The sequence below is a fragment of the Allomesorhizobium camelthorni genome (assembly GCF_011045125.1).
GTDB lineage: Bacteria > Pseudomonadota > Alphaproteobacteria > Rhizobiales > Rhizobiaceae > Allomesorhizobium > Allomesorhizobium camelthorni.
On record NZ_JAAKZF010000052.1, the window covers coordinates 25587 to 35552 of the forward strand.

Annotated in this window: 14 protein-coding genes; 10 read left to right on the forward strand and 4 right to left on the reverse strand. The window is 63.8% G+C overall.

Annotated elements, in window-relative coordinates:
- The first annotated feature begins 59 nt into the window (after positions 1-59).
- Positions 60-671: a glutathione S-transferase family protein gene (locus G6N73_RS25450; protein WP_165032751.1), complete on the forward strand. Its 612-nt coding sequence runs from the start codon at positions 60-62 to the stop codon at positions 669-671.
- Between the two features lie 363 nt (positions 672-1034).
- On the opposite strand, the gene G6N73_RS25455 is transcribed toward G6N73_RS25450, so the two are convergent.
- Entirely contained in the window at positions 1035-1247 is a 213-nt protein-coding gene (locus G6N73_RS25455) for a cold-shock protein (protein ID WP_008835680.1), read from the reverse strand.
- Positions 1248-1540: 293 nt separating this feature from the next.
- Between G6N73_RS25455 and G6N73_RS25460 the strand changes: the two genes are divergently transcribed.
- The 3 genes from G6N73_RS25460 (at position 1541) to G6N73_RS25470 (ending at position 2671) form a co-directional block, all read left to right on the forward strand.
- Entirely contained in the window at positions 1541-1846 is a 306-nt protein-coding gene (locus tag G6N73_RS25460) for a hypothetical protein (RefSeq protein ID WP_165032752.1), read from the forward strand.
- 113 nt (positions 1847-1959) lie between these two features.
- A complete protein-coding gene (locus G6N73_RS25465) occupies positions 1960-2265 on the forward strand; it encodes a hypothetical protein (protein WP_165032753.1) in 306 nt (101 codons plus the stop codon).
- Positions 2266-2347: 82 nt separating this feature from the next.
- Positions 2348-2671 carry a hypothetical protein gene (locus G6N73_RS25470; RefSeq protein WP_165032754.1) on the forward strand — a complete coding sequence of 108 codons (324 nt, stop codon included), beginning with the start codon at positions 2348-2350 and terminating at the stop codon, positions 2669-2671.
- Here the strand turns inward: G6N73_RS25470 and G6N73_RS25475 are convergent.
- Positions 2668-3258: a methylated-DNA--[protein]-cysteine S-methyltransferase gene (locus G6N73_RS25475; RefSeq protein WP_165032755.1), complete on the reverse strand. Its 591-nt coding sequence runs from the start codon at positions 3256-3258 to the stop codon at positions 2668-2670. The genes G6N73_RS25470 and G6N73_RS25475 overlap by 4 nt on opposite strands.
- A gap of 80 nt (positions 3259-3338) precedes the next feature.
- Here G6N73_RS25475 and G6N73_RS25480 point away from each other — a divergent pair, with 80 nt between their 5' ends.
- Positions 3339-4136 (forward strand): transglycosylase SLT domain-containing protein, encoded by a 798-nt coding sequence (locus G6N73_RS25480; protein WP_484477015.1) that lies wholly within the window; start codon positions 3339-3341, stop codon positions 4134-4136.
- Positions 4137-4139: 3 nt separating this feature from the next.
- Here G6N73_RS25480 and G6N73_RS25485 read toward each other — a convergent pair whose 3' ends face one another.
- Positions 4140-4811 carry a glutathione S-transferase family protein gene (locus tag G6N73_RS25485; protein WP_165032757.1) on the reverse strand — a complete coding sequence of 224 codons (672 nt, stop codon included), beginning with the start codon at positions 4809-4811 and terminating at the stop codon, positions 4140-4142.
- 103 nt (positions 4812-4914) lie between these two features.
- On the opposite strand from G6N73_RS25485, the gene G6N73_RS25490 reads away from it, so the two are divergent.
- From G6N73_RS25490 to G6N73_RS25500, 3 genes are all read left to right on the forward strand, one after another.
- The gene (locus G6N73_RS25490; protein ID WP_165032758.1) at positions 4915-5349 is read left to right on the forward strand and encodes a MarR family winged helix-turn-helix transcriptional regulator; all 435 of its coding nucleotides are present in this window, start codon (positions 4915-4917) and stop codon (positions 5347-5349) included.
- 77 nt (positions 5350-5426) lie between these two features.
- Positions 5427-6470: a serine hydrolase domain-containing protein gene (locus G6N73_RS25495; protein ID WP_165032760.1), complete on the forward strand. Its 1044-nt coding sequence runs from the start codon at positions 5427-5429 to the stop codon at positions 6468-6470.
- A gap of 71 nt (positions 6471-6541) precedes the next feature.
- Positions 6542-7000 carry a GFA family protein gene (locus G6N73_RS25500; RefSeq protein ID WP_165032762.1) on the forward strand — a complete coding sequence of 153 codons (459 nt, stop codon included), beginning with the start codon at positions 6542-6544 and terminating at the stop codon, positions 6998-7000.
- A gap of 142 nt (positions 7001-7142) precedes the next feature.
- Here G6N73_RS25500 and G6N73_RS25505 read toward each other — a convergent pair whose 3' ends face one another.
- Complete coding sequence (locus G6N73_RS25505) at positions 7143-7859, reverse strand: hypothetical protein (protein ID WP_165032764.1); 717 nt, start codon at positions 7857-7859, stop codon at positions 7143-7145.
- Positions 7860-8100: 241 nt separating this feature from the next.
- Between G6N73_RS25505 and G6N73_RS25510 the strand changes: the two genes are divergently transcribed.
- Positions 8101-8862 (forward strand): DUF899 family protein, encoded by a 762-nt coding sequence (locus G6N73_RS25510; protein WP_165032766.1) that lies wholly within the window; start codon positions 8101-8103, stop codon positions 8860-8862.
- 304 nt (positions 8863-9166) lie between these two features.
- Positions 9167-9966: ParA family protein (locus G6N73_RS25515; protein ID WP_165032768.1), on the forward strand; the 800-nt coding region annotated here is incomplete at its 3' end.

Below are 9966 nucleotides of genomic sequence, written 5' to 3' on the forward strand. Positions count from 1 at the left end.
GCGCCCGACGCGATAGATTGGTTCCACACGCTATGAACGCGGCAAGGAACCGAACGCGCATGACCACCATCTATGGAATGATCGACAGCGGCAATTGCTACAAGCCGCGGCTCCTGATGGCCAAGCTCGGCCAGCCCTTCAAGCATGTCGAGGTTAGCTCGCATGTCGGTGCGACGCGCTCGGCCGAATATCTGGCGAAGAACCCGAACGGGATGGTGCCACTGCTCGAGCTGGACGATGGCAGGCTGCTCGCCGAATCCAATGCCATCCTGATCTATCTCGCCGAGGGAACCCGCTTCCTGCCCGCAGACCGCTACCGCCGCGGCCTCGCCTATCAGTGGCTGTTCTTCGAGCAGTACAGCCACGAGCCCTACATTGCAGTGCGCAAGGCGATCCTGACTTTTCCCGAGCGCGCCAAGGACGCTACGCCGGAGCGGCTCGAACTAACGCTGACGCGCGGCAACAAGGCGCTAGGCGTCATGGAAAAGCAATTGTCGAAAACGCCCTTCTTTGCGGGTGACGAGATGAGCATCGCCGACATCGCGCTCTACGCCTACACGCACGACGCGAACAAGGGCGGCTTCGACCTCGGCGCCTATCCGGCGGTCTCGGCCTGGCTCGAACGGGTGAGGGCGGATCCGGGGCATGTGCCGGAGGAATGGCTGCCTTGAGACCCGTTTGGAGGTTTTAAAGGCAAACCAATCACCGTAGCGGCGACGATAGCTTTTCGGCGACCATTCGGCACCGTTTTGCGATCTCATAAGCCGAAGCAGGACCGCGTTAAGGGAGGGCTATTGCCTCCGGCAACGGGAGATGACGGGTTCAACCGGCCTATCTCCAGACAAACAAAAAGGCGGGGAATTACCCCGCCTTCCGCTGCCAGTCAGACTGATCTGGAGCCAGTCTCGCGAAGCCTGCAGCAATCTGCTGCCCCGGTCTCCGGTCGACCTGCTCCGGCGCGCTTGTCGCGCAGCCGCCAGTACATCCGTGACTTGCTGAGCGCTCCGGACTTTCGTCCAGGCGCGCCAGTTAAATCAGCCTGCCTTGCTGAGGCTGCCGGCCGAGGACTTGCCGGTGCGGCGGTCCTGCTCGATCTCGAAGTTGATCTTCTGACCTTCAACGAGGTTCGACATGCCAGCGCGTTCGACAGCGGAGATGTGGACGAAAACGTCCGCGCCGCCATTGTCAGGCTGGATGAAGCCGAAACCCTTGGTTCCATTGAACCACTTTACGGTACCAGTTGCCATTTCTGTGTTTCCTTACGTTTGCAACGTTGTTTGACCAAGCGAAAGCCACCTGGCCGCTTTATCGAGATTTTGGGGGACGTCAGCAAACGCGAAAAAATCGCGGGACTACTAGATCGATCGGCCGAAAATATCAACGAGGCTCATATAGAGGATAGCGCGGACGAATACAAGAGGTTGAGCGAACGAACGATCACCAGCTTGTGATCGCAACCATTGCTGGCAAGGCTAGTCGGCTGCAACAAACCGGGCTTGATTGCCGCAGCTGCAAGCGCGCAACTCACCGGAGGCCAACCATGAAAGCCGCGTCGATCGCCCTTTGCCTTTCGCTGCTCGCCGTCGAGGCGCATGCCATTTCGCGCTACACGACCACGAACATGAACTGCGCCGCTATCCAGGCGGCCGTGCAGAGCGAGGGCGCTGCGATCTTGCAATGGCGCTCGACGCGCGACCCCAGCCTGCCGCTCTACGGCCGCTATGTCGCCAACCGGCGGTTCTGCCAGATGGAGGAGCGTGCAGAGATCGCTTACGTGCCGGCTGCTGACCGATCCTGTCCGGTTAACCGGTGCGCGAGAGTTTTCAGGAATCGCGGAAATCGCTAGGGTGACCAGCGCGGAGCGTTCCGACGCGCTACAGGAAATTGGGCATATGTGAAATGCGTTACCGTGGCCCTGCCCGACCGCTGATACCTGAACTCGAGGCAAAGGAGGTCACGATGAGAGTCGCGTCGATTGCCCTATGTCTGGCGCTGGTCGCCACCGCGGCGCATGCGATATCGCGCTACACTTCCACCAGCATGAGCTGCGCCGAGATCAAGGCCACACTGCAGAGCGAGGGCGCCGCGATCCTGCAATGGCGCTCGACGCGCAATCCCAGCCTGCCTCTCTACGGCCGCTTCGTCGTCAACCGGCGGTTCTGTCAGTCCGAGCAGGTGGCCGACACTACCTTCGTGCCCGCACGCGACACCAAATCCTGCCTCGTGCGCAAATGCGTGACCATAGATTTGCCCGAAGGCCGCTGAATATTTCGTTTTCTCGCCGGCAAACCGAAACCGGCGAGGATGCGGCTACGTTCCTTATAGGTCAAAGCTCAAGAGGATCGTCATGAAACGTTTGTTGCTTGCCCTCTGCATCTCGCTCGTGGCCGCCGAAGCGCAGGCGATTTCACGCTACAACTCCACCAGCATGTCCTGCAACGAAGTGCAGGCGAGGGTGCGCGGGGAGGGCGCTGCCATCCTGCGCTGGCGCTCGACGCGCAATCCCAGCCTTCAGCTCTATGGCCGCTATGTGAGCGACCGCCGCTACTGCAACCACAACGAGGTAGCTGAAACAGCGTTCGTGCCAACGGCTGACACAAAATCCTGCCTGGTGCGTGAATGCATCATAGTCGACCCGGACGATTTCTTCATCTTCAGGCGGCGGCGCTAGAATCCGAACGACGCCTGCGCCGGCGGCGGAGGGCCGACCCGCACGCCTTCCATGGCGAGCAGTCGCTCCTTGGTCGTCGCGCCGCCCGGCGCCGAAAACCCGCCGAGCTTGCCGCCGGCGGCGACTATGCGATGGCAGGGAATGACGACCGGAACCGGATTGCGGCCGAGCGCCTGGCCGGTTTCGCGCGCCAGCCCGGCATGGCCGGCCGCGGCGGCGAGGCCGCCATAGGTGGTGGTGTCGCCAAAGCCGAGATTTCGCGCCGCATCGTAGATGGCGCGGCGAAAAGGATCGACGCTGGAGAGGTCGACGGGAACATCGCTGAAGTCGACCGGCTCGCCGGCTGCGTAGCGCAGCAACGCCTCGATGAGCGCGGCGATCGCTGCCGGCGGGTCGCCCGCGGCGCGCTGCGGGGCAGGGCCGGCATCCGAGGCGATCGCGGCGAGCAGCCGCCGTTCGGTGGCGGCCTTGCTGCGCTCGGGAAGCTGCAGCCGGGTCAGGCCGGCCTCGCTCCAGGCAATGCCGATCCAGCCGATAGCGGTTTCGAACAGAGTGTAGGTCGAGGGTTGCTGTGTGGTTTCGGGCATCGGGATTTCCTTACCGTGATCTTTGCGAAGATTAGCATGCGCGGCCGGCAAGTACAAATCGGGAACGTTGCGGCCCGGCACTGTTGCGATCCTGCCGCCTGGCTCGCGAAACCGCCACCCGATTGCCGCGCGTGCGATCGTCATGTAAGAAAACAGCCGGGCGGGACCACATATTCAAATCAATTGCGAGTGCGGCTTTGCCTGCTTTCCACCGAATTCTGATAGTGCTGGCGGCGCTTTCACCGGCACTGGCCGGGGGCTGCACGACCGGCGGCGACATGGGCGCGCAGCTTTCCATGGCGCCCGGCGCGGAAGTCAGTCTGCCCGACAGCGTCTCCATTCTCCCTGCTTCCGCGGATGCGGATTCCGGCCCCGACGCCGGCGTCGTAATAGCCGCGCTGCCCGGCGAGGATGGCGAACAACAGGATCTCCAGCCCAGCGCATTCGCGCGCATCGATGCGCCCGCCGCAAGCTTCGGCCCGCAAGCCGTCGCTCCCCGCAGTCCTGAACTGGACGCGCTGATTACCCGCTATGCCGCCTACTACGAGGTGCCGGTCGAACTGGTGCGGCGCGTGGTCAGGCGCGAGAGCAATTTTCGCCCTGCCGCCCGCAACGGCCCCTATTGGGGCCTGATGCAGATCCGCCACGATACGGCGCGCGGCATGGGCTACAAGGGTGCTGCCAGCGGCCTGCTCGACGCCGAGACCAATTTGAAATACGCGGTCAAATATCTGCGCGGGGCCTACATCACAGCCGGAGGCAACCACGACCGCTCGGTAAGGCTCTACGCCAGCGGCTATTATTACGACGCCAAGCGCAAGGGGCTGCTGGAGGAGACGGGGCTCGGCAAGGACCGGCGGCGCCGGCGCGGCGTCTGACCGTTACGCAGCCAGCGGCATCTGTGCGAGAAGGCCGTTCTTCTTGCGTAGGAAATTCCTCAGCCGGTCGTTGTAGTCCGCCACCACAGCATTCCTGACCGAGGCGCGCTGGGCGAGTTCGGCCCGCCATGCCCGCACCCTGGACAGGCCGTCGAACACGCCGAGATCGGCGATCCCGTCGAACACGTCGAAATAACGGAAGGCCGGCGCGAACACCGCGTCGACGATAGAAAAGACGTCGCCAGCGAAATAGCGGCCTTCGCCCAACTCGGCCTCTACCCGCGCGAATTTGTCCCTGAGGGCCGCGATCGCATTGTCGAACGCCGCGTGGTCGGCGGTGGTTTCCAGCGTCCAGATGTCTGCGAGGATCGCCGAGCCGAACTCCATCCAGGCGCGGTGGCGCGCCTTGGCCACCGCGTCGCCGGGGTGCAGCTGGGGCTCCTCGGTCTCGTCGAGATATTCGACGATCGCAGCGCTCTCGAACAGCACTTCGTCGCCGACCTTCAGGAGCGGCACCTTTCCGCGCGGGGAAATTTTCAGGAACCAGTCCGGCTTGTTTTCGAGGTCGATGTCGACGCGCTCGAACGGCACGTTCTTTTCCGCCAGTACGATCGCGGCGCGCTGGACGTAGGGGCAGAGATCGAACGAGACGAGGGTTATTTTGTCAGCGCGCATGGCGGCGGTTCCTTCGAAGGTTGATGCAGTTGCATGAAAATAGATGTAGATGCATTGAATGTCAAACTTGATGCAGATGCATGAAATCAACTATATGTGAGCGATGGACAGGAAACCGGACGAAGCGACCGAAGCGGCGTGGATCGGGCTTTCGCGCGCGCAGCGCGTCGCGACCGCGACCATAGAGGCGCGGCTGAAGGCGGCCGGCCTGCCGCCGCTTTCGTGGTACGACGCGCTGTGGGAACTGGAGCGGGCGGGCGAGGCGGGGCTTCGGCCGTTCGAGCTCGAACGCGCCCTGCTGTTCGAACAGTACAACCTTTCGCGGCTTGCCGACCGGCTGGAAAAAGCCGGGCTGGTCGAGCGGCGCGCAGTGGAAGCAGACCGGCGGGGGCAGATGCTCATTATCACGCCGGCCGGGCGGGATCTGCGCCGCCGCATGTGGGCGATATATGCTCCGGCGATCCAGGAGGCGGTCGGCGACCGGCTCGCGGCCGGCGAAGCGGCCACGCTGGCGGCGCTGCTCGGGAAACTGGCGTGAAGCAATGTACGGTCACATCGCCGTGAGGAGGGGCCGTCGTCCGTGATTTTGCCGCGTGAAGGCCCTAAGTCGCGCCGATGACCAGAACCGCCGCCTTCCTTCTCGCCCTTTCTCTCATCCTCGCGCCCGCCGCTTCTGCACAGGAGGGTGCGGCGTCCTCGCTGATCTCCGTGCTTGACCGGGCGGAGGCGCTGGAGCCGCTGGAGACGGTGATCGTGGCGCAGGGCGGAAAGATCCTCGCCGAGCGCGGCTATCGCGGCAATTCGGCGGAGACGCCCACCAACATCAAGTCGGCGTCGAAGACGATCATCTCGGCGCTTGTCGGCATCGCGATCGACAAGGGCGTGCTCAAGGGCGTCGACCAGAAGATCGCGCCGATCCTGCGTCCCCATCTGCCAGACGATCCCGACCCGCGCATCCAGGAGATCACCATCGGCCATCTGCTTTCCATGCAGGCGGGGCTGGGACGCACCTCCGGGCCGAATTACGGACGCTGGGTGTCGAGCCGCGACTGGGTGCGCGCCGCGCTCGCAATGCCGTTCGACGGCGAGCCCGGCGGGCAGATGCTCTATTCGACCGGCTCGACGCATCTTCTGTCGGCGATACTGACGCGGGCCAGCGGGCGTTCGACGCTCGAACTCGCGCGCGAATGGCTCGGCCCGCTCGACGGTTTCGCAATCGGCGGCTGGGAGCGCGACCCGCAGGGCTACTATCTCGGCGGCAACCAGATGGCGATGAGCCCGCGCTCGCTGCTGGCCTTCGGCGAGCTCTACCGCAATGGCGGGAAGACGCCGGAGGGGCAACAGCTCGTTTCGCCCGGCTGGATCGAGGCCTCGTGGCGCCAGCGCACCAATTCGCGCTACACCGGCGACGGCTACGGCTATGGCTGGTTCCTGCGCATGGTCGGCGGGCGCGACGTGCGCTACGCCTGGGGCTATGGCGGCCAGATGCTCTACATCGTGCCGGATCTCGGCCTCACCGTCGTCATGACTTCGGAGGAGGACAACCCTTCGGCGCGCAACGGCCACCGCGACGATTTGCATGCGCTGCTTGCCGAGATCATCGGCGCGGTGGAGGCGGGCGAACAGGCCGGGGATGCGGGCGCGGCGAAGGAAGGATAGCGGTCTCACGGCTCGGCGCTTGCCCTCCAAACCTCCGGCGCTAAACTCGCGCGGTCTTTGAGGAGGCTGCGATGGACTGGAAACTTCCGCGCGAGGGCTCCTGCCGCTGCGGGCAGGTGCGCATCAGGATCAGTGCGCCGCCGCTTGTCACCATGGCTTGCCACTGCACCGGCTGCCAGAAGATGAGCTCTTCCGCATTCTCGCTGTCGGCCGCGATTCCCGCCGAGGGGTTCGAGGTGATTTCGGGCGAGCCCGTGGTCGGCGGGTTGCACGGCGCGACGAAGCACATGTTCTGCCCGCACTGCATGAGCTGGATGTTCACCCGGCCGGAAGGGATGGACTGGTTCGTCAATCTGCGCACCACCATGCTGGACGGCGCGGCCGATTTCGCGCCCTTCATCGAGACCTGGACTGCCGAGAAGCTGCCCTTCGCGCAGACCGGCGCTCCGCATTCCTATGAGACCCTGCCGCCGATGGACGCCTATGATGGGCTGATGAAGGAGTATGCGGAGTGGGCGGGGCGAGCTTGACGCCAAGGCGCTCATCGCCAGTGTGAGGAAACGGCGAACGCCTTGATGGGAATGGCCGGGAGCGCGACAGGTTCCAACGCTCGCCCGTTGCCCGGCAGGGCATCAGACGAGGTCCGGCTCAACTCACCATGCGATTGAACCGTCAGGACGTGTCGGGGCGCTCAAGCGCCCAGAAGGCCAGTCCGTGGGCGTTGTTCAAAACCTCGTCGACCTCGTGCTCGGGCCGACGGCGCCAGCCGGGCGGCCGGCCGGGGCGCAGCGGCCACAGGCGGCGCGGCCGGCCGTGAGGGAGATTGCGCGCTTCTCGGTTTTGCGCGCCTGCGGCGTCCGCCCGCCAGCGCGCGAAGCGCCGGGCGTGCGCCGGCAGATCGTCCAGTGCTGAGGCCAGCGCGGCGAGCCGGAGGCCGAGACGCGCGGCATTGACCGGGTCGTCGGGCGAGGGCGGTGGCGGGAGGGAGAACGGCGCGCTGAAGCCGGGCACGGAAATGCGCGGCACGCCGCCGGCGACAGGACGCCGGCGGGAGGGCAGGCGCAGCGGGTCGAGAAGCGGCAGTGTCATGGGGCGCATTGCGGTGCGGGCGTCGGGCGGCACGGCGCCTCCGGCCGGCTTGCCCAGGACCGGCGGACCGGGCTCCGGCTTGCGCGGACGCGGCGGAGCTACCACGACCCCGCGCGCCGCCGCGATGACCAGCCGCCGCGTGGCGGCCTCGGCCGGCCGGAGCAGCCGGAGCACGGCGCGGTGGAGATGGCGCGGCAGCGTCCCGCCGCGGCCGTCGGCGAGCCCGGCCATGGCGACCAGTGCCGACAGGATGCGCTTCAGCGCCTCCCGGTTTTTCTCAATCGCCGCATTCCAGTCCATCGCCGTGTTTCCTCCTGCTGGCGAGGACGATAGTAGGGGCGGTCGGAGGGGTGGGGATAAAGTGAGAAAATATTCCTGACAGATGCTGACAGGGGCAAGCTTGGAGCGAGGCCCGCCCCCTCCACCACGCTTCGCGTGGTCCCCCTCCCCCGTAAACGGGGGAGGATCAGCCGCGGCGCGAAACCAAGCGCCGGGCTGTTCGTTATGCCCCCGGCGGCGGGCGGCGGAAGGAGGCTCGCAAATGCATTTTCCCAACGAATCCACGGAATATCGCGCCGCGCGCGATCGCCTGCTTGAAAAGGAGATCGAGCTTCGACGTCAGATGGAAGCGGTGGCCGAGGAGCGGCGGAAGCTTCCGCCGGGCGGCATGCTGAAGGAGGATTATGTCTTCGACGGGCTGAGCGCCGACGGCAAGCCCGCGCGCATCCGTTTTTCAGAGCTGTTCGCGCCGGGGCGCGACACGCTGATCGCCTACGACATGATGTTCCCCCGCTATCCGACCGATCCGCGGCCGAAACCGGCCGAGGGCGCTTTCGCCAAGCTGCCGCGCGAGGATTCGCCGTGCCCGTCCTGCACCGCGCTGGTCGACCAGTGGGACGGCGCGGCGCCGCATCTGGAGGCGGCCGGCTTCAACTTCGTCGTCATCGCCAAGACGCCGCTGGAGCGGCTGCTGACCTTCGCCGGCGAAAGGGGCTGGCGGCATGTGCGCTTCCTGTCGGCGGCGGGCAACAGCTTCAAACGGGACTATCATGGCGAGGACGAGGAAGGCTATCAGCAGCCGCTGCTGCATGTGTTCCACCGCTCGGGCGACGGCATCCGCCATTTCTGGAGTTCGGAATTGCATTTCGCCAAGAGTGAGCCCGGCCAGGACGAGCGCGCCTTCGGCACGCTGGAGCCGGTTTGGAATTTTATAGACATGACGCCCGACGGCCGGCCGGATTGGAACGTTGGGATCGACGATCGCGGGCCGAAGGAGGCGAAGCCGGGGTTGGTGGTGGCTTGAGGGGGGCGGGGACGGTGGCAGCACGACTATGCGGGAGTCAGTTCCGGCGCCACACTTGCCTAGATGCCGGTCGTGTACACCCGTTCCCACCAGCAAGCTGCCGGGATTCGGCGTGGATACTACGGTCTGTGATGCGTCGCTGCGCTCCTGGCTCGACGCGCCAGTTGAGCGTCGCCTCGAGCCTTGGCTAATGCCAGCAATCAGCATGGAGATTCCGACGAGATCGGACGGCTTGTACAATTTTCCGAACTACACGATGATACGTTTCGTTTCGGCTTACGTTTCTCTAATATCCGAGATATCCATGTCCAGTTTTAAATTCGAGAAGACGAAGTTGCTTTCGTGCGTAAACTTGAAAGGTGGGGTCGGCAAAACCGCTCTAGCTGTTAATTTTTCGGCTTACTGCGGAAAGGAAGGTAAAAGTGTTCTATTGGTCGATTTGGATCCCCAAACAAACGCTACTTTTAGTTGTATAAGCGTTGAAGATTGGCAAGATCATTCGGAGAAAAAGGGGACTGTAGCTAATTTGTTTGGCACCAGGGCGCAGACGACTGCGGCAGGAAGTAACAGTAAGGAAGCTGCTGATTTGATAATTGAAGGAGTCTTCGACGGTGTTGACCTTCTTCCATCGCATCTCGATCTATTTACAATAGACCTTGATCTCGGGGCGCAGTTTGCGCGTGAGACCATAATTAGACGTGCCTTGGCCCCTTTGGACGGAGAATACGATCTGATCGTATTCGACTGTCCGCCAAATCTTACGATCCCCACACAGAATGCCTTGGCGTGTTCTACCCACTACGTGGTACCCGTGTCGCCAGACTTCCTGTCGTCACTTGGAATCGCGCTTTTGCAGACGAGGGTTCAGGAATTTTCGGATGCACTGGAAAATCCCATCGAAAGCGCGGGGATTCTGCTTTCGAGAGTCGGCCGCCCCTCATATTTTCGGCAACAGACAAAAGGCACGTTAAGAGCGGAATTTGGCGATGAGGTTTTGTCGACGGAGATAACAGAGAGGTCCTCTGTATCGGAATCAGCAGCCAAGCGTTGCTCCGTGTTTGGTATGAACGATCAGGCGGCGAAAACCGAATTCACCGATGCGTC